The sequence below is a fragment of the Bradyrhizobium sp. BRP23 genome, assembly GCF_020194135.1.
Lineage (GTDB): Bacteria > Pseudomonadota > Alphaproteobacteria > Rhizobiales > Xanthobacteraceae > Bradyrhizobium > Bradyrhizobium yuanmingense.
On record NZ_JADYVW010000007.1, the window covers coordinates 44,922 to 63,362 of the forward strand.

The 18,441-nt window shown below is 58.2% G+C and carries 12 protein-coding genes and 5 pseudogenes; 15 read left to right on the forward strand and 2 right to left on the reverse strand.

Annotated features, from left to right (window positions below; translation table 11 throughout):
* Positions 1-685: 685 nt before the first annotated feature.
* The 8 genes from I6F24_RS20120 (at position 686) to I6F24_RS20155 (ending at position 8,740) form a co-directional block, all read left to right on the forward strand.
* Positions 686-2,479: an HrpF/NolX family T3SS translocon protein gene (locus I6F24_RS20120; protein WP_275945353.1), complete on the forward strand. Its 1,794-nt coding sequence runs from the start codon at positions 686-688 to the stop codon at positions 2,477-2,479.
* A 911-nt stretch (positions 2,480-3,390) separates the two neighbouring features.
* Positions 3,391-3,684: a hypothetical protein gene (locus tag I6F24_RS20125; protein WP_225129509.1), complete on the forward strand. Its 294-nt coding sequence runs from the start codon at positions 3,391-3,393 to the stop codon at positions 3,682-3,684.
* A gap of 71 nt (positions 3,685-3,755) precedes the next feature.
* Positions 3,756-3,989: a nodulation protein NopA gene (locus I6F24_RS20130; protein WP_225129511.1), complete on the forward strand. Its 234-nt coding sequence runs from the start codon at positions 3,756-3,758 to the stop codon at positions 3,987-3,989.
* A 114-nt stretch (positions 3,990-4,103) separates the two neighbouring features.
* Complete coding sequence (locus tag I6F24_RS20135) at positions 4,104-4,994, forward strand: FHA domain-containing protein (protein ID WP_225129513.1); 891 nt, start codon at positions 4,104-4,106, stop codon at positions 4,992-4,994.
* 33 nt (positions 4,995-5,027) lie between these two features.
* The gene (locus tag I6F24_RS20140; protein ID WP_225129515.1) at positions 5,028-5,567 is read left to right on the forward strand and encodes a hypothetical protein; all 540 of its coding nucleotides are present in this window, start codon (positions 5,028-5,030) and stop codon (positions 5,565-5,567) included.
* Between the two features lie 2 nt (positions 5,568-5,569).
* Positions 5,570-5,998, forward strand: a complete 429-nt coding sequence (locus tag I6F24_RS20145; RefSeq protein ID WP_225129517.1) for a histidine kinase — start codon at positions 5,570-5,572, stop codon at positions 5,996-5,998.
* An 8-nt stretch (positions 5,999-6,006) separates the two neighbouring features.
* Positions 6,007-8,124, forward strand: coding sequence for a type III secretion system export apparatus subunit SctV (sctV, locus tag I6F24_RS20150; RefSeq protein ID WP_225129519.1), 2,118 nt, complete (start codon positions 6,007-6,009; stop codon positions 8,122-8,124).
* A 217-nt stretch (positions 8,125-8,341) separates the two neighbouring features.
* Positions 8,342-8,740: a tetratricopeptide repeat protein gene (locus tag I6F24_RS20155; RefSeq protein WP_225129520.1), complete on the forward strand. Its 399-nt coding sequence runs from the start codon at positions 8,342-8,344 to the stop codon at positions 8,738-8,740.
* Positions 8,741-9,527: 787 nt separating this feature from the next.
* Here I6F24_RS20155 and I6F24_RS20160 read toward each other — a convergent pair.
* A complete protein-coding gene (locus I6F24_RS20160; protein ID WP_225129522.1) occupies positions 9,528-9,713 on the reverse strand; it encodes a hypothetical protein in 186 nt (61 codons plus the stop codon).
* A gap of 725 nt (positions 9,714-10,438) precedes the next feature.
* Between I6F24_RS20160 and I6F24_RS20165 the strand changes: the two genes are divergently transcribed.
* From I6F24_RS20165 to I6F24_RS20175, 3 genes and pseudogenes are all read left to right on the forward strand, one after another.
* The gene (locus I6F24_RS20165) at positions 10,439-11,299 is read left to right on the forward strand and encodes a site-specific integrase (protein ID WP_225129524.1); all 861 of its coding nucleotides are present in this window, start codon (positions 10,439-10,441) and stop codon (positions 11,297-11,299) included.
* 6 nt (positions 11,300-11,305) lie between these two features.
* Positions 11,306-12,287 (forward strand): annotated as a pseudogene (locus I6F24_RS20170) (IS91 family transposase); the annotation flags it as partial.
* Positions 12,288-12,356: 69 nt separating this feature from the next.
* A pseudogene (locus I6F24_RS20175) lies at positions 12,357-12,517 on the forward strand (IS630 family transposase); the annotation flags it as partial.
* Positions 12,518-12,716: 199 nt separating this feature from the next.
* Here I6F24_RS20175 and I6F24_RS20180 read toward each other — a convergent pair.
* Positions 12,717-13,682: pseudogene (locus I6F24_RS20180) on the reverse strand (IS110 family transposase).
* 72 nt (positions 13,683-13,754) lie between these two features.
* Between I6F24_RS20180 and I6F24_RS20185 the strand changes: the two are divergent.
* From I6F24_RS20185 to I6F24_RS20200, 4 genes and pseudogenes are all read left to right on the forward strand, one after another.
* A pseudogene (locus I6F24_RS20185) lies at positions 13,755-14,029 on the forward strand (IS630 family transposase); the annotation flags it as partial.
* A gap of 587 nt (positions 14,030-14,616) precedes the next feature.
* Positions 14,617-15,327 (forward strand): hypothetical protein, encoded by a 711-nt coding sequence (locus I6F24_RS20190; RefSeq protein ID WP_225129526.1) that lies wholly within the window; start codon positions 14,617-14,619, stop codon positions 15,325-15,327.
* 231 nt (positions 15,328-15,558) lie between these two features.
* Positions 15,559-16,086 (forward strand): annotated as a pseudogene (locus tag I6F24_RS20195) (insulinase family protein); the annotation flags it as partial.
* Between the two features lie 1,604 nt (positions 16,087-17,690).
* Positions 17,691-18,440 carry a hypothetical protein gene (locus I6F24_RS20200; RefSeq protein WP_225129528.1) on the forward strand — a complete coding sequence of 250 codons (750 nt, stop codon included), beginning with the start codon at positions 17,691-17,693 and terminating at the stop codon, positions 18,438-18,440.
* Position 18,441 lies beyond the last annotated feature (1 nt).

An 18,441-nucleotide genomic window follows, 5' to 3' on the forward strand; every position in this document is an offset into this window, starting at 1 on the left:
CGGCGGAATGGCGAGAAGAAGGTTTTATTCGTCTCATACCGTCGCTGGACCCTTCCCTTTGGCCTGTGGGTTCGAGCGAACACTCGCCAAGCGGCTAAGCATGATGACATGAAGAATGCCGAGTGCAGCTGAGCTTCGATCCGCTCGGGGCAATAGGGGCCGCACAATACCGTCGGACTCTTCGAGCATCTACGCAAGCGCCAACTGGTGGGGCGCAGGCGCGAGGTCGCTACGCGTGGGTGATTTCCACCATAAGATGCTGCGGAGACCTGCGACCTTGTTTCACGAATCATCGCACGTGACCATCCGCAGAGCGGCAGACTCGGCCTCTGTAATTTGAGCTAGTGGGCCCGGAGGCGAGCGATCGAGCATAACAAGCAAGGCAATTCCGATATCGAGAACCCATCACCGCCTCTCACACCATCATTGCGCGTCTCGTTGTGAAACCTCTGAGCGCCGTCAGCTTTTGGAAAGCTAATCGAACCTACCATGTGGCGTGAATATCTAGACGGCGATGTGCCTATAGATTGTAGCGGAACTGAGCGCTGGGGGCGCACTGAGCAATCGGAAGCAAGTGGTAGGAGCCATCGAAGCCCATCGACATTTCTTGCTCGTTGTTCGTCGCGATTCTCGGGCTGCGCCACATGACCGGCTTGTGGTGCGATCTCAAATCAGAGGACGTATAATGTCAGTCAACAACCTGTCACTAACCGCCAACTCGAGCTTGTCCGGGCTGGCCCCCGGACCCTCATCGGCGCGGGATCTTTCAAACTTCGAGGCGATGCTGGCTAGTTTCTCGTTGAAAGACGATGACCGTTCGACTGCACAGGATCCGCCGGCTGCAGACTCAGCCAAGCAGCTGACGGAGGAACTCACGCAGGAGGTGCGGAACATCCTCCCGCCGGAGATCAAGGCTGCACTGGACGCATGTCAGCAGGCCCCAGAGCCATCCTCCGCGGAGTCCTCCTCCGCTGCGAGCGCCCCGAAGATTGCAGAGGCACCCGTACAAAGCTCCAGGATCACGTGGAACAGCGGCACGCTGACTGATGCCGAGCTGCAGATTGTGTCGGTGCTGAACCGACACAAAGACAAATGCCCGCTGGATTGGAAATCTCTTGGAGATTTGGCCAACGATCCCTCCACACCGCCGGATCTAAAGGCGGCGATCGAGGCTCTGCAACAGGACCCAGAGCTCTTCTATGCGATAGGCTCGCAAGGTGACGGCCGCTGCGGCGGGAAGATCAAAGCAGGTGATCTCTCCGGCTTCTCCGATCACCACCCTCAGGTTTCTGCTTTCCAGGAGCAGCGGGCAAAGAGCTATACGCAAAACTACATCCCTTCCGACGGCACCCGGAATGGCGAGCCATCGGTGATGACCCAGACCGATGCATTGCGCGAGCTCTATCGGTATTCCGACAACCTGCCTAAGAACCTGAGCCTTGCGGATTTAAAGCGGATCGTCGACGGCGAAGCTAAGACCGGCAAATGCCCGCCACAGGTCCTCGCGGCCGCTCAATACTTCCTCGACCACCCGGATGAATGGAAGCACTTGTACGGAGGCTCGATAGACAAGGTCCACAAAGAGGACTTCCTGCAGGTTGCTTCATCATCGATGAATCTCACGCAAGCCGAGCTCGATACGCTCAATACGATCAGCAAGAACCAAGACGCTTTCTTCGGGAAGGGTGATCTGACCCGGGAAAAGCTGGCGAGCATGGTGGATGACAAGAGCCTCGCGCCCGAGGTGCGAAAGGCGGCCTCCCAGCTGCTCTCCGATCCTGTGTTGTTCGGGTTGATGAACAACGCGATTACGGGCTACAAAACCCACCATAAGTTCTTCGACTTCGGCGGCGGCCATACGGTCGATTCCGGCAACATCAGCAACACCGACTTCAACCAGTTCTTCAACAACATGTCGGGTGCGAACCGCACCGTTCACCAAGTGAAGACGCATGCCGTCCGAACGCCTGCCGAGCAGGACGCGGTCGCGGACATGACGATGGGAGTGGCAGACCAGCCCGACATCAAGTCTCCCAAAAAGAACGGTGGCGCCTTCATGCACGCACTTAATGACGTGCTCAAAGTTGGCTCTAAGGTATTCGACTGGGCCGCGACAGCAGTCGGTGTACTTGGCTTCATTCCAGGCTTGGGTGAATTGGCCGATCTGGCGTCAATGGTGCTCGAAGCCGAGGCGCAAGCTGCAAATCTTCTTCACACTGCCATCAGTGGCGGCAACATAAAGCAAGCGCTGGAAGAAGCCGGGCTGAGCCTTGCGGCACAGGCGGTGGGCTGCATCGCCGGACCTGAAGTCAAATTAGCAATGCGAGAAGGCTTGGTGAAGCAGGCAATTCAAGAAGCCGCGACGGCCGGCGTCAACCTGCCGGTTTCGGTGGCCCAGTCCTACGCGGAGGATTATCTGAATAACCTGAAGGCTCGCATCGAATCCGAGCGCTTGCAAGCTGCAGGCGCTAATGCCTAGGCGGAGCGACGCTATCTTCTCAGGATCACGCTGGAAACGCTAATCGAGCTTGCGCGGCCTCCGCGCGGTTGGGCCTCTCTGCCGAGCAGTAGGTCGCGCAAGCTCTACTAGCATACTTGAGACCGCCTCCGAATCCGAGGAACTTATTTCGGCTTCTTCACTGCGTACAAACTATGTTGGCCGCACTCGATCGTTCGAATCCGACCTCAACTCCAGTCTGCCGCTGTGAAGTTCACATCGACTGCATACGCCGCCTGTCAAGACCGCGATGCATTAACACTACGCGACAGACCGGCCGCAGCCGCGGAGCCTGCCGGTTGCGCAAGGATCGAGAGCACATTGGTCCAGAGCGGGTAGAAGTCCGAAGGGCTCTTTCTCGAGTGGCGGGCTTCTGCTCGGTCTCCCTGAAAGTAAGTCGCGATTGACGGATCTGCTATGGGCCCGCCAGGACCGAGAGACCGCTCTTGGCCGCTGAATCGGCCGTCAACACTCTGGCTTTCCGCCTCGCTCCGACCAGGTCAAGCTCCATGCCGCTTCGCCTGACTCCAAGCAAATTGTCGAAAGAGCTCGGAGGCATCGCAAGGGACGTGAGTTCGAGATTGCAGCACGTCGGCCTCAAAACGCTTTTGTTAGTGGTGGCTTTGATATTTCGCTATTGAAGCTTTCGAAACGATGAGCAACGTGCTCACCCGATCAAGCTCCACAAACGATTGTTTGTCTTAACCATCTGATCTCCAGCTTTCGCGGGCAACTTGTTCAAATACGGTCGGCTGGTGAAGACATATAATGATGATCGACCATCGGCTCATTACATTTTCTACGACTCGTCAGCTTGTCGAAAGCTAATACTTGCATAGTGGAGGGCGGAAACTGCCTCCATTGGCACGATCGAATTGACATAGGAGAACCCGATGCGCGTTACGAGCTCTAGCGTCGCTGGGCACGTTGATGCTGACCTCCATGCGGCTGGCGGCAAAAGCGGCGGCAAAAAAGGATCTCACAAGCCTGGCGAGCGCGACGATCATGCCGGATCGCCTGATGCAAACATTCCCGTAAATGGCGGCGCGTCCATGGGCGGCAACTCGCAAGAAGCCGCTATGCAGCAAGCGTTCAGCGTCGCTTTGGGAGCCGTTGCTCTCCAATTTGCGAATAGTGCAATGAGCCATTTCGACGATGTCATGGCCGAGACAGAGGAGGATTCCTGACGTCGCATATTGCGACGTTAGGAAATAGGAGCCGCACGTCGCGGCGAAATTCGAGCACACAGGAGAATAGTATGTCTAAAAACGTTGGTGCGTCTCATACCTCGACTGCAGGTGGGGCAGCCGGCACCGCTACTGCTGCAGCCGGTTCCACGGCTGCTGAAGTTGCTGGAGAGGCGGCATTCCAACGGCAAATCGCCGCTCTGACCTTGACCAGCACAAAGGCTGCTGAGAGGGATGTTGAACTTCGCGTCGTCTCGACCGAGCTCTCGACCGTCAAGAAAGCGGCCGATGAGCGGGTGCAGTAAGGGATGAGATGGGGCGACGTCGCCGCCCCACTTTCCCCGGCTGCTTAGTCTGTGAAGTCGCACGGGCCGTACGGTTTTGCCGTACGGTTCCGTTCGCTGTTCAGGAAACCGATCGTGAATGAACCAAATTGCCCGCATTTCGAAGTGTTGTCGGGGTGTTACTCCGGGCTGACAAGTAAAGTGGGGGTCGGATCGTGTCTGATTGGCAGCAGCCTCGATGCTGACTTAATCTTCGTCGAACAAGGCCTCGAACCGCACCATCTTCGTGTCACCCCTCATTCCAATTCAATCGAGATCGAGGCCCTTGCGAGGGACGTTAGGATCGAGGGGCACGAGACTGTTTTACCGAACGAATCCATTGTTGTCCCTCTTCCTGTCGTTTTGCATGCCGGGGCGATGTCCATTCGCTGGACGATCGAGGACTACAAACAAGCTGGCTCCATCGACTGCCGGCATATATCGCTCGCCTTTCTCGCTTTGGTCCTGATCAGCTCTGCCGCGGTTGGCGCAGTCTCATCCAGTTTTGTCCAGACCGATACCACCGTGGCGTCAAGTCCGTCGTCCCCTGCTCCGGACATTGCGCCCAAGCTGGCGCTCAGCGCTCCTGATGCTCTGGCCACCGATGCAGCTGCCGAACGGTTGCAAAAGGAAGTTGACAGAGCGGGACTTGTCGGCATCAAGGTCGGCTCTGGGGCGGGCGTTGTCACCGCCGATGGCTCAGTTACGCCCGCCTCGCTCGCCACATGGCGAGACGTCCAGCAGCGGTTTGATCACAATAGCAATGGCGCTTATACGCTCGTCAATGCGGTGGCTATCAAGGATGAGAAGACGCCTCCCGCAATTGGGGTCCAAGCTGTTTGGCGCGGGAGCGACCCCTATATTGTCATTGCTGGTCAAAAGTATTTCGTCGGCGCGCTCTTGAGCAATGGATGGACCGTCTACGCGATTGAGGAAGGGCGTGTTCTGCTGAGCCGGGATGGCCGGCTTGCCACTCTGCCCTATTAGCGTTTTAGGCCGCAGGTAAGGAAGCAAAGTGCCATGACTAGGCTGCCCCCCAATCCCGTCGAGCCCGCCACCTCTTTTCAGGAGCCAAACGTTGATCATCATGCATCTGCCATCACGCGGGTCAATTCTCGAGCCAAGTCCATCGGGATCGACCGGACGCGCGGCAATGATCACAAGAGCCACACCTCAATTTCTCGCCATAGTGACGTGCTGGATCGGTTGGTGGACGCCACGATCGAGAGCGCGCTCGAGCTCAGTTCGATCGATGCAGTTTCGCGCATCAATCTAGACGAGGCGCGCGCCCCGCCAGGTCAGATCGAGCCAAGCTCGGAACTCGCTTGGCTTAACGAGCCCAATCTCGCGCACAGTCTGCTCTCCTTCGTGACGCCGCGCTTACGTCATTCGCATGTTCTGCGTCCAGAGCAACACGGCCTTCTTCTGGAGCGTTTGGCTGATACGCTATCAGCCGCGCCAGAGGATTTGGTGCCACGTGAAGGGGCCGCCCTTCTCCAACTGGAGCTGCAACGTTTAATCCTGCTCCGGCAGAGTCACAACGGCTTGATCAAAGGCTAGCAATGGTCGGGCCAGACAAAGTGCAACACTTCACATCTACACAGCCGCCGATCGTTTCCGAACCCGGCGCTATCGAGCTGATCTCCGGGCCGGAGCGAGATTTGCTCTGCGTGCTTTCTTATGTCTACCTTGCGTGCGGACAGAGCGCCAAGAGCCTGGCTCTGTTGCGGCTGGTCGCTCACGAACAGTCTCAAGACATCGGCCTGCTCCGCATCCTGGCCTACGCTCTCATCTCGGAGCGTCGCGGTGACGAAGCACTGTCGGTATTGGACAGGCTTGACAAACTGGATGACGAGCCGTCTTCGTGTCCGCCCTTGATGCTGATGCGCAGCCACGCCCTGCGCCACGCTGGCCGCATGACCGAAGCGCAAGCCGCCTTCAAACGCTATGTTTTGTTGCGGGGCAGCACAGCTGCAGTCAAACAACAATAAGGCTTCTCATGGCCAACCTTCTACGAAATCTCATCACGCGCGCGCCGGCTCACCCGGATTTGATGGTCGCGTTGATGCTTCTTCTGGCGATCGGAATGATGATCATGCCGATCCCGATCGTCGTGATCGATATGCTGATCGGCTTCAATCTGGGGTTTGCCATATTGCTGTTGATGGTAGCCCTGTATCTCAACACGCCGCTCGACTTTTCGTCCCTGCCGGGCGTCATCCTGATCTCCACCGTCTTTCGTCTCGCTCTTACCGTTGCAACGACGCGACTGATCCTAGCCGAGGGCGATGCCGGCAGCATCATTCATACGTTCGGCGATTTCGTCATATCCGGCAACATCGCCGTCGGCATTGTCATATTCCTGATCGTGACCATGGTGCAGTTCATGGTTCTCGCCAAGGGCGCCGAACGGGTGGCGGAGGTATCGGCGCGCTTCACGCTCGATGCGCTGCCGGGCAAGCAGATGGCGATCGACGCGGAGCTGCGCAACGGCCATATCGATCAGCACGAAGCCCGCAGCCGGCGCGGCGCGCTGGAGCGAGAAAGCCAACTGCACGGCGCGATGGATGGCGCTATGAAATTCGTGAAGGGCGATGCCATAGCCGGACTAATAGTCATCTGCATCAACATGCTGGGTGGCATCACGATCGGATCGCTCTCCAAGGGCATGTCCCTCGAGGAGGCGATGCATCATTATACCATCCTGACGATCGGTGATGCGCTCATTTCGCAGATTCCGGCCCTGCTGCTGTCAATTACAGCCGCAACCATTGTCACTCGTGTCAACGGTCCTTCTAGACTCAATCTCGGCGCCGATATCGTCAAGCAACTTACGGCCAGCACACAAGCGCTACGCTTGGCCTCCTGTGTCTTGCTTGTGATGGGGTTCGTTCCTGGCTTCCCTTTGCCGCCCTTTGTCATACTGGCCGCGCTGTTCTCCGCCGCCAGCTTTCTCAAGGTTGGCGTGCAAGAGGGCAAGACCGCTCCCAAGGCCGGCGCCGGTCCCACCGGTTCGGCCGCCGCTTCCGCACAAGGTCAGAAGCAAACCGTGCCCGCGGAGGCACTTCCGATTACGCTGTTGCTAGCGCCGAGCCTGATGCAGGCAATCGACATAGGGGAACTCGAGCAGTGCGTCGCACGGGTTTCGGCACTGGTTTCAGCTGATCTTGGCATCACAATTCCACGCATTCCCGCCCAAAGCGCACAGCACCTCGCCCAATCGCAATTCCGGGTGGATGTCGAAGGAGTGCCGGTGGAAGAGGGCGCCATTGACCCGACACAACTCTTACTTAACGACGACGTGGCGAACATTGAACTGAGCGGGATCCCCTTTTGGCAGGATCCAGACACGAATCGGATCTGGATCGAACAAGGCCACGCGCCCGCTCTCAAAGCTGCCGGAATAGGGCACCACCGTCCGAGCGAAATCATCGCCTTGCGCGTCCAGTCGACGTTGACACGCTATGCTCAGCGCCTGGTGGGCATTCAGGAAACGCGTCAGTTGCTTAGCCGGATGGAGCAGGAATATGCCGATCTGGTGAAGGAGGTGCTGCGCACGACACCGATCCCTCGCATCGCGGATGTGCTACGTCGCTTGCTGGACGAGGGCATCCCGATCCGGAACACCCGTTTGGTTCTGGAGGCGCTTGCAGAATGGAGCGAACGGGAGCAAAGTGCCGTATTGCTCACCGAATATGTGCGCTCCGTTCTGAAGCGGCAGATCTGTCACCGCTATGCCAACGCCCATCGTGTTGTGGCGGCCTTTATCGTCGAGCGTGAGACCGAGGATATCGTGCGAGGTGCGGTGCGCGAGACCGCTGTCGGTCCCTACCTCGTTTTGGAGGATCGGCAAAGCGAGATGCTACTTGCACAATTTCGCCAGATTCATTCGAGCATCGCGCGCAGTCAGAACCAGCCAGTTATCCTGGGCTCGATGGATATCCGCCGCTTCGTCCGCGGATTTCTCACCCGCAATGGAATAGACCTACCTGTTCTCTCGTATCAGGATCTCGCCTCGGATTTCACCGTCCAGCCGATTGGCTCCGTCAAACTTGCGCCTGGCAAGGACAAGACTCCTACAGGCGGGCATCGTGACCTCCTGCCTGCGGCCGGCTGACGAGCACAGGTGTGGGGTCGTGAGGTCGCTTATGAATTCATGTAAGATTAATGTTCTGCGGCGCTGGCGTAACTTTCGTCGCCATTCGTGCTCGGCCTTTCTCCCCATGCTTGCTATTGTGCTGCTCGCGGGTTGCGCTAACTCGCACACGTCGGGACTTTCACAGCAGCCGACGTCTACGGCAGAGCTCGTTGGGGCCAAGGAGGTCGATCCAGCTATGCGCGATCGCATCTCACACGCCCTCGGTAGGGATGCTGACGAGAAGGCTTTGCGCGATGCGCTGAAGCAACGACCGGACAATGTCGATGCGGCAATTCCTCTTGCGCGGGGCCTGCTGATGCGTGAAAGCCCTGATGAGGCGCTTGAGGTGCTCGACAACATCTTGCTTGCAGCACCCGGCGACCTGCGCGCACTGAATGCCAAAGGTGTTGTGCTCGATCACGAGGGCCGCCATCACGAGGCGCAAACGCTATACCGCCAAGCTCTGGCAATTGACCCAGAAAATCCGATGTTGAGCAACAATCTCAAGCTGTCGCTCGCCCTTGAAGGGACGACGCAGAACGGCAATCCGGACCCACAACTGCAAGCGGATGGCCGGCACGCACCGTACCGTTAGAGGTAGTCAACGAACAAGAGCCGATCGCAGCTGCTCAGTGCCTGTCTGTCAGCTTACCGACAGCTAGCGGATTATTAGCCGCCGTGGAGGCTCAAGACGTAAATATCCTGCGAAGCGACATCATTTCGTACAATGAAACCGACATGTATAACCAGGATCAGTAACCCAACCACACGCCAAGTGTATCCGCGACGGATGAATGAGGTGACTCACGAACAATGTCTCGTACTGAACTGATGGCCAAACGTTTCCAGGACATAGTCTCTACTAAGAATTCGGCGCTATCGAATTCTTCCTCCGGGTCGATCTTCGATGGCAACCCCGCCGTACTCGCTCATTTCCAAGCCGCCAGGGTTGATATCTCAAAGTCTTCAGTTTGCTGGATGAGATGAAAGCACCTCGACGATAGATCTCAGCGTCACTCACCGTTGGCCAACAACCCAGGCGATATCCTCCTGGAACGTCAGCTCCGGCTCAATGGCGACGAACCGCTCGTCCTCATCCAATCGCCCAGCGAAAGCTCGCGCAGCAGCGTTTGGTTTTGCTGAGGTAAGCGACTCGATGATGGCGCTTGATCCCGCCAAGCAGGGCAACAAGTGGAACAAGAAACAAAGATGCCAAATGCGCCAGCAGGCAGCTTGTATCTTTGCCGCAGCTGAAGACAGTAGCGCCAACGCCGACATGATTTCACGACGGCTGGCTTGCGCAACCGGATCACCTGGCCACCGTTCTCCCTCGTGAACCTTACTTATTGTTCGATCGTAAATCTGCGAAGCGCCCGCTGCCGTTAACGAAAACATGCGGCCGAGGAACTAAAGTATCTCTCGAGCTCCGCGATCGCGCGTTCCTCCCATTCCGCAGCTTGCACTAGTAATGAGTCCCGTTGGATTGGCCGAAATGCGGCGGACTGACGGCACAACGAAGCTATCGCGCGATAGCGGCGCACGTTTTCCATAACGGCCAGTCCGGTCATGTGTGGATCTCCTCCCCTGCTATCCCGGGCAAGAACTTGCTCGAAAACCGTTTTCGATCCGTTAGCAGTCGGAGTGGAAGGCGTGAATGGTTGGCAGAATCTTGTCGGCATGAGGGGGACCGATAATGAACGTCTTCCACAAGGCGCACATCCACCCGGCTCGGCAGTGCTCCATCCGGGCGCTTCTGCACCCCGTTGTCTCAGTTTATTGGTTGGATAGCGGAATGTAGAAATAGCTAACGGCAACGAAGCACGTTTCGGCTTGCAATCTCAATCAGACGACTGTGATCTGGCCTGTCTTCGAATCCTCAGAAGTAATGAGTAATCCGTTTATTGGTGATTTGAAGGACGAAGAGGGCCGATGCTTTGTCGGCATCCCTTTGCCTCCATAAACAGCAAACGGCACGCAACTGTGACTTCCTCCGTCTCATCGACGCTAGCGAGACTGAGCAGTTGTTTACCTCGCCGGTCGACAACCGAAATGCTGCTTAGAGACAGATCCTCTTAATCTCGCAACCCTAGGCGATCTACCAGGTCGTGTAGGTAATCGCATAACCTTCCGCGGCTCGGTTTACTTGATTTAGAGCGTTAGGCCATCTGACTGAATCGTCGGGGATTGAACGAAGCCGCTGGCGCGGCATGTAGGGAGGCATAGCAAGGATTGCCTCCTGTCTGAGAGGATTGCGGGTTTTCGAAGCCCAACCCTTTAGACAGGAGGTTTTCCGATGGCTGAGATCAGCCCGCTTCGCCGCCGCATGATCGAGGACATGACGGTCCGCAATCTGTCGCCGGCGACGCAGCAATCCTACCTCAACGCCGTAGCGAAGTTGAGCCGGTATTTCGGTCGTTCTCCCGACCGCCTCGACCTGGAGGATATCCGCGCCTTCCAGGTTCATCTGGTTGCGACGGGGATGTCTTGGCCGGCGCTGAACCAGATCGTCTGCGCACTGCGGTTCTTCTACGCTGTGACGCTTGGTCATGACACCGTTCCGAAGCGCATCGCCTATGCGCGTAAACCGCGCAAACTGCCGGTCGTGCTGAGCGCCGACGAGGTCGTCCGCTTCCTGGAAGCAATCCCGAGCCTCAAGAGCCGTACCGCGTTGACCACTGTCTATGCCGCAGGCTTGCGCGTATCGGAAGTGGTCCTCTTGAAGGTTGTCGACATTGACAGCCAACGGATGTTGATCCGGGTCGAGCACGGCAAGGGCGGCAAGGACCGTTACGTAATGCTCTCGCCGCAGCTTTTGAGGATTCTGCGGACATATTGGCGGCTCACTCGGCCAAAACGATGGCTATTTCCCCGCCGCGACGACGAGCGTCCGCTCGTCCCAAATGTGCTGCACGCCGCCTGCCGCTCAGCCTGTGCTGCGGCCGGCTTGAGCAAGTCGGTGACAGTGCATACGCTTCGGCACACATTCGCGACCCATCTGCTGGAGAACGGGGCCGACGTACGCATCATCCAGGTGCTGCTCGGCCATGCCAGTGTGGCCAGCACGGCGCGCTATACCCAAGTCGCCACAAAGACCATCAGCAATACCCCAAGTCCACTTGACCGGCTCCGCCTGGAGGTCGTGCCGCCCGGCTGAGCGGACCTGATGGCTCCGGTTCTGGAAGTGGCAGATATCTTCCGCCGCTACGGCGAAGCAATTTCGGCAAGCCCGTGCCGGGCATCTGGGCCGCGTCGAGCGGCGCGTCATGGGCGCGATCACGGCATGCCGGACGGCTGTGCTTGGCGGCCACGTCGAGCAATGCGACGACTGCGGTGCCACCCGCATCGCCTACAACTCCTGTCGCAATCGGCATTGCCCGAAGTGCCAGGGCTCGGCGCGCGCGCAATGGCCTGCCGAGCGACAAGCCGAACTCCTTCCCGTGCCATACTTCCACGTCGTCTTCACCTTGCCGGCGCCGGCCAGAGAGATTGCTTTCCAGAACAAGGCGGTGGTCTATGCCATTCTGTTCCGCTGCGCGGCCGAGACGCTCACCACCATCGCGGCCGACCCCAAGCATCTCGGCGCTCAGCTCGGTGTGACCGCCGTCCTCCATACTTGGGGTCAGCCCCTGCAACACCATCCGCATATCCACTGCGTCGTACCTGGTGGTGGACCTTCACTCGACGGCACACACTGGGTCGCTTGCCGGCCCGGCTTCTTCCTGCCGGTGCGCGTCCTCTCCCGGCTGTTCCGCCGCCTGTTTCTGCAAGAGCTGCAAGCTGATTTCGCGGCTGGTCAGCTGGGTTTCTTTGGCGATCTCGTCCATCTCGCCGATCCCGCCGCATTCGCCGAGCGCCTCGCCCAACTTCGACGGACCGACTGGGTCGTCTACGCCAAGCCGCCATTCGGCGGGCCCGAACAGGTGCTGGCTTGTCTCAGCCGCTATACGCATCGCGTCGCCATCGCCAACAGTCGGCTGATCTCGCTTGCCGACGACAAGGTGAGCTTTGCCTGGAAGGACTTTCGGCAGAATCGTAAAGCCAAAGTGATGACCCTTAATGCCGGTGAGTTCATTCGTCGCTTTCTCCTGCACACCCTGCCGGACGGCTTCCATCGCATCCGCCACTATGGCTTCCTCGCCAATGGCGGGCGCAACGATAAAATCGTCCTCTGCCGTCAACTCCTTGCCGTCCGCAACGCTCCGACTGACCCGCGCGGAGAACGCCTGCGGGCCAGCGTCCCTCACGGCCACTGGAAAACAATAACTTGCGTAGCCGCTCTACCAACCGCGGCATCATCGCCCCCTGGGTACTCGATGGCCCGATCAACCGCGATGCCTCTGAGACCTATGTCGAAAAGGTGCTCATCCCCGATGCTTCCGCCAGACGCCCAACTGGTCCAATTCAGCCTCGCGTGCTCGAGGCGCGTATCCATGATCTGGTTTTCCCGATCCCGTCTCGTTAACCGTTGCGCCATACTCTCCGGTTGACCTTCTCACACTCTCACGGTCCCTGCCGCGGAGCTACTTCGCCGCAGCCGGAACCCGATAAGTTCCGCCTCTCGCCAACAATGCCTAGACGATGCGCGCGGTCTTGTTGGCGAGGGCGACGATCACCAGCATGGGCGGCTTGCGGGCAAGCATGCGCGCAAGCCAAGGATTTGCTGTCGAGCCTTTGCGCATTGCCCAGCGCACGGCCGCGCTCGCGCCAATGATCAGTAGTCGGCGCAGGGTTCGTTCGCCCATGCGGGATGTCTCGCCGAGCTTCTGCTTTCCGCCGGTGGAGCGCTGCAGCGGGGTGAGCCCCAGCCAGGCCGCAAAGTCGCGTCCCCTCTTGAAGGCCTGCGCCGTCGGTGCCAGGGCAAAGAGCGCCGTCGCCGTGATCGGCCCGATTCCTGGGATTGTCATCAGCCGCTTCGCTTCGACATCCTCCTTGGCGCGTCGGGCGAGCTATCGGTCGAGCAGCGCCACCCTCTCGCCCAGTGATCGCAACTGCTCGGCGAGTAGCCGCAGGATCGCTCTGGCCAACTCAGGAATGTCGGTCGTCGATCGCGGACATAGGTTTGGCAACATGAAAGGGGCCTTGCGCAACCACCATCCCAAATTCGGCCAGATGGCCGCGGGTCGCATTGATGGTTTGGGTGCGCTGACGCACCAGGAGGTCGCGGGCGCGAAACACAACGGCCGCCGCCTGCTGCTCTTCGCTCTTCACGCCACGAAACGCATCGTCGGCCGCTGGACGGCTTCGCAGATCGCTTCCGCATCGGCGGCATCATTCTTCTGCCGTTTCACGAAAGGCTTTACATAGTCTGGCGCGATGAGTCGCACCGCATGCCCCAATTTTCCGATCTCGCGCGCCCAGTAATGGCTGCTGGCGCAGGCTTCCATGGCGACCGTGCAAATCGGCTGCGCGGCAAGAAATTTGAGCACCTGGTCCCGGCGCAGCTTCTTGCGGAAAAGTACGGTTCCCGATGCATCCGCGCCGTGCATCTGGAACACATTCTTCGCCAGATCCAACCCGATTATGCTAACTTCCGACATGGACGCCTCCGTTCAAGTGATGGTCAACGACACCACTTTGGCACAGCGATGGCGTGAGGGGGCGTCCACCCCATCAACCTCTCCAGCCACAAAGGGCCGCGCATACGGGAGGTGCTCGCGGCGGCCGGCGCTACGCTTCTCTTTCTTCCGCCCGTACAGTCCCGACCTCAATCCCAATCGAAAATGCCTTCGCCAAGCTCACAGCAAATTTGCGAGAGGCCGCCGAACGCACCGTCGGCGGCCTCTGGGATGCTGTTGGGCGCATCATCGATACCTATACGCCCGCAGAATCCACAAACTACTTCGCCGTCGCAGGCTACTCGCAACTTGATCGGCTAACGCTCTAGCAGTGCGCTTGCACGGCGGGAGTGCACAGGGATTCATTAAGCGAAATCGAAGAAGGCCAGAGATACTCATCGATGCTCATCTCAAGTAGTATCGCCGCAAGTTCCGAAAAATAAGAAAGACTATGCGAACGAGGCTAACGGCCGGGATCTCCTGGGACGTAGACTAACCACCCCTTGGTCCACATCCGATTGACGCCCCGGCCTCCCATCCGATGCCACGTGTGCCGCTCATTGTGCTTCAAAACGTGCCGCAGTCCTCCCCCTCAACAGGCGGCGTCGTGGATCTGCTGAAACTATGGTGCCTGTCAGCATGGCGGCGCCGCCAGAGTCAGGTGAGGCCGTGTTGCACCGGCGACTAGCAATGACGAGTGTCCCCGGTTTTTGCGGCCGTGTGCATCACGAAAGGCTACTGCGCCATTCAAGCGGACGCGTCAGCCAGCCGAAAGGCCTCTGGCCATCAGCCTACCAAAACAAGGAGACGACGGCTCTCTTGTTTGTTTGTAGCATATGCCGTGCGAGCGTACGGCTGACAACAGATGACAAATGTTGCGCCGGAGCGCTCGGACGGTACGCGATTAGGGGCACTGATGATCACGCCGTTTCGACGGAACTGGAGTCCAAAAGAATTATTCGATGCTCTTACGCCAGCGATGTTCGCCGCCGAGCCGTCGGCTGTCCGCGCACGTTGGGACAAATTGTGGCCAGATCTGTACACAGAAGATGACGCCCGGTATCTGAAACAAGAATTAGTGGCGCGAAATCTTATTGCTTCCGATGAAGCTGCGGCATTCTTCAACGCTTGGGCGATTGACGAACGGCGCCACACCGACGGATTCATCCGAATCATTGAACTTGTCGCTAACGGGTCGGAAAAGGATCTTCGGGCGAGATTGGACGCCCGCACGCATGATTTTGGTGCGATCGTTGAACACCTGAAGGACGAATTCTCCTTAATGGTTATAATCGCGTTTGATGAGATGTGCACTTGCCGCGCCTATGCAGCAGAAAAGCCATTTTATGATGCCCTTGGGAACAACACGTTCCATCATTGGCTGCGGGAGGTTATTGCCGACGAGGCGGTCCACTCGATGAACGCGGTTAACGTTATCCGCGCACGCTATCGCGACCGCATCGACCAAGCCGCCACAATTCTCGATAACCTAATCCGCGCGTCGGATAATCTACGCTATTCTGGCACCTTCCTGCTGGACTATTTCGGCGCAGTTTACTCCAAGGAGTTGCTCGCCGACTCCCGCCTCGCGACCATGAGAAATATTGCCAAGCCACTCATCGTGTAGAGCGAGATGTGTGCAGCGAGCCTGGCGAAAGTTGCACCGGCGTCACATCGCCGATCAATCCACCTTTTCTGCAAGTTTACCATTCTATCAGTTGACGCCAAGTTGTCCTGACGCGTCGTGCGCATTGTCGCCGCCGCCACCATCTGCTCAGCGAGCCGTTCACCTGATGGTTGGCGCGCCAAACCTCTCCTTGACCATCGAGCGGATTTCCTCGGAGGCGACGTCCCCAGCGGCGCCGGCCTGACTTCGCGCCTGTTCCGCGAAGTCCGCGAGAAGCGCGGACTGGTCTATTCGATCCGTGAGAACCTGGTCCGCTGGATCATTCAGCCATGTTTCTCGGCAATAGCGCCACCTGCGCCGATCGTGCCGACGAAACGGTCGAAGAAATCGAGAAGCAGGTCCGCCACGTCGCCGAGGAAGGACCGACTCAGCAGGAGCTCGATGATGCAAAGTCCTACCTGAAGGGCTCGCAAGCGCTGGCTCTCAACACATCATCAAAGCTGGCACGAACGCTGCTGCAGCGTCAGCTTGACAAGCTGCCCATCGACTATTTCGAAAAGCACAACACCATGGTCGATTTGGTGACGTTTGGAGGACGCCAAGAGAGCAGCGCAGCGGCTGTGGGGCGGGGGTCTGCTCACAATTATCGTCGGCCGCTCCCCAAAGGACGCAGCGCGGCCGAACACCATGCCAGCGGGGACAACACCCCCGCCAGGCGCCGAGCAGCTAGGCGCCGCCCCGACGGCGCCACCGAATTGACTTTCTAGCAGCCCAGGCGCTTAGCAAGCGCCTCCCTGTTGCGCGCAGAGTGTCTAGCCCCCGCCTTTAGCTCGCGGAGATATTCGATCATCGGGCAGTTACCATGCGGCCGCTCGAGTGCCGCTTTTGCTCAATCGCTTTGCCAAACAAGGCGGCAGTCCGGCGTGAAGTCTTCAGCGTAGCGAAATGCAAAAATAGAGCCATCACCAAGCAAGACGGCCTCGGCGGGGGCTACGCTGAGGCAGAGCTTTCACTGTGGTCGTGCCATTGGAGGAATGGCACAGACGTGGAGATAACCGCTTACCAAATAGCTTGTTCTTAATTTCTTTTCATTTCCGGCCTGACCAGCGATCGCCGGATCGGAGCTCTTCGCGGCGGCAGGGGATCGCTACTTTCCGCGGCCTTCGGCGGCAGCAATGAGGTCGATACTTCCTGTTTTCCACCCCTCCCTCGATTGTTGCAGTAAGCATCCGCCTTGATCGCATTCAGTTGTGCTCGAGTTGCGTTACCCTGGTCGGCTGGCGTGCGTACCGTGGCGCCAGCGGGATCGATGCCGCCTAGAGCTCTAGGGGCCTAACAAAGCTTCGGTGGTTGCCCCATGAAGGATATGAAGGTGAGCATGACGTGGCTTTACGCCCAGGCCGAATATGCAGACCAATTATCTAAAGCGCGACCGACCAGAAGAAACGAGAACTGGACGCGCATCTCGCACCGGCGGGCTTGCCTAGCAAATCAAAAAGGTGGTCAGAGTGGGCGCTTCAAAAGTGTAATGTACACCGTCTGCCGCCCCCCCCAGCGAGAGCGCGCACGCGCCAGGCCATCGTTCATTCCCTGCAGATTCTTCTCGACCTGCACGTAGCCTCATCGGCGAAATCTGTGCCCAAGACAAAGATCGTCCCGGTCGCTCGACGCCGACTTTCTTTTGACGAAGCGTCCTCGATATCGCTTCGTCACCGCCATCGGCCGGCGAGCCCCGTGCACCCTTCGATCCTGTTCCCATGACACGATACCTCGCCTCGGCGCGAACAGATGCATGCTTGCTGTTTGCGTCAGCATCAGCGCTCGCATATCTCGATATTCTTCAGCAGAGTGAGAGTTCGGTCGTTCAGGGTCATCTCTCAGTGATTGACCAGCCACTTCGCTGTCTGCCGAAAAGACGACGATCTGATCCAGCATACCTTTGATGATCTGCCAAGTCATAGTTGGACCGCGTAGCACCGCCTCGATTGCGCTTCCACCGAGCTCGCAATCTGACGCTACGTAAGATTCGGCCGCTTCATGCCAATCATAGCAGCAGCGATAGATATCCTATGGCAATCGCCACGATCACCACAGGCAGCCGTTGATACTTGGTGACGCGCATTCCAGCCGTTTACAAACCTCACGTAGATCACCAGTACAAGTGATTTACTCTCCATTTTCGGCCTGCATCGTCGTTGCGATCCAAGGACGTCACTCGCTTGATGTTGAAAACGTTCATCGGTTGCAGAGCTCTCGCATCGAAGGTTCATTGCCCCTTCTTTCTGCCATGTTCGCACCCAAAGCAGAGACGCGCCGGTTGCGTACTTTGCGCGCCGCGATAGCGAGTGTCTCAGGAGATTTCCATGGTGAAGCCAGTTGTAATTGTGGTCGGTGCGGACAAGGGAGGTGTCGGCAAGACGACCGTATCACGAACGCTACTGGACTACTTCAGCGTCAACAACGTGCAAACACGCGCATTTGACACGGAGTCGCCGCGGGGAACGCTGAAGCGCTTTTATCCCGAGATCACCGAGATCGTCGACATGACGACGACGGCGGACCAGATGAAGATCTTCGATACCCTGAACTCAGGGCTGTCCGTCACTGTCATCGATGCTCGCGCAGGCTTACTGTCCTCTGCGCTGGCTTCCTTGCGCGACATCGGATTTCTGGACTCGGCGCGGTCTGGCCAGATAACATTCGCCGTGTTCCATATCCTGGGATCGTCCATCGCCTCGCTAGACGAGATCGCGGAAACCGCGACCTTTATGAGCGGCGCGAAGTACTACCTAGTCAAGAACTTCATCAACGACACTCAATTCTTCCAGTGGGATCAAGCGACATACAATTCCTATTTTCACCGCATCAAACATGCGACCGAGTTGGTCATACCGAAGCTTAACGAGATGGCCTATGAGCAGGTGGAAGTCGCATCCGTCCCATTCATAGACTTCGTCGCAAACAAGGGGCGGAACGATGAACCTGCGAACAACTCCTTCGTGCTGCGCGGCTATGTCCGGCACTGGCTGGCAAATGTCTGGAACGAATTTGATCGCATCAACTTGACGGAATTGGCCGGCGCCAAGTCCGCCACCCGTGCCGGCGAGAAGTAAT

Excerpts from the sequence above, each read along its gene's own strand:
- I6F24_RS20120 (WP_275945353.1), top strand. The coding sequence starts at position 686 with ATGTCAGTCAACAACCTGTCACTAACCGCCAACTCGAGCTTGTCCGGG.
- I6F24_RS20125 (WP_225129509.1), top strand. The coding sequence starts at position 3,391 with ATGCGCGTTACGAGCTCTAGCGTCGCTGGGCACGTTGATGCTGACCTC.
- I6F24_RS20130 (WP_225129511.1), top strand. The coding sequence starts at position 3,756 with ATGTCTAAAAACGTTGGTGCGTCTCATACCTCGACTGCAGGTGGGGCA.
- I6F24_RS20140 (WP_225129515.1), top strand. The coding sequence starts at position 5,028 with ATGACTAGGCTGCCCCCCAATCCCGTCGAGCCCGCCACCTCTTTTCAG.
- I6F24_RS20145 (WP_225129517.1), top strand. The coding sequence starts at position 5,570 with ATGGTCGGGCCAGACAAAGTGCAACACTTCACATCTACACAGCCGCCG.
- sctV (WP_225129519.1), top strand. The coding sequence starts at position 6,007 with ATGGCCAACCTTCTACGAAATCTCATCACGCGCGCGCCGGCTCACCCG.
- I6F24_RS20155 (WP_225129520.1), top strand. The coding sequence starts at position 8,342 with ATGCGCGATCGCATCTCACACGCCCTCGGTAGGGATGCTGACGAGAAG.
- I6F24_RS20160 (WP_225129522.1), bottom strand. The coding sequence starts at position 9,713 with ATGACCGGACTGGCCGTTATGGAAAACGTGCGCCGCTATCGCGCGATA.
- I6F24_RS20165 (WP_225129524.1), top strand. The coding sequence starts at position 10,439 with ATGGCTGAGATCAGCCCGCTTCGCCGCCGCATGATCGAGGACATGACG.
- I6F24_RS20190 (WP_225129526.1), top strand. The coding sequence starts at position 14,617 with ATGATCACGCCGTTTCGACGGAACTGGAGTCCAAAAGAATTATTCGAT.
- I6F24_RS20200 (WP_225129528.1), top strand. The coding sequence starts at position 17,691 with ATGGTGAAGCCAGTTGTAATTGTGGTCGGTGCGGACAAGGGAGGTGTC.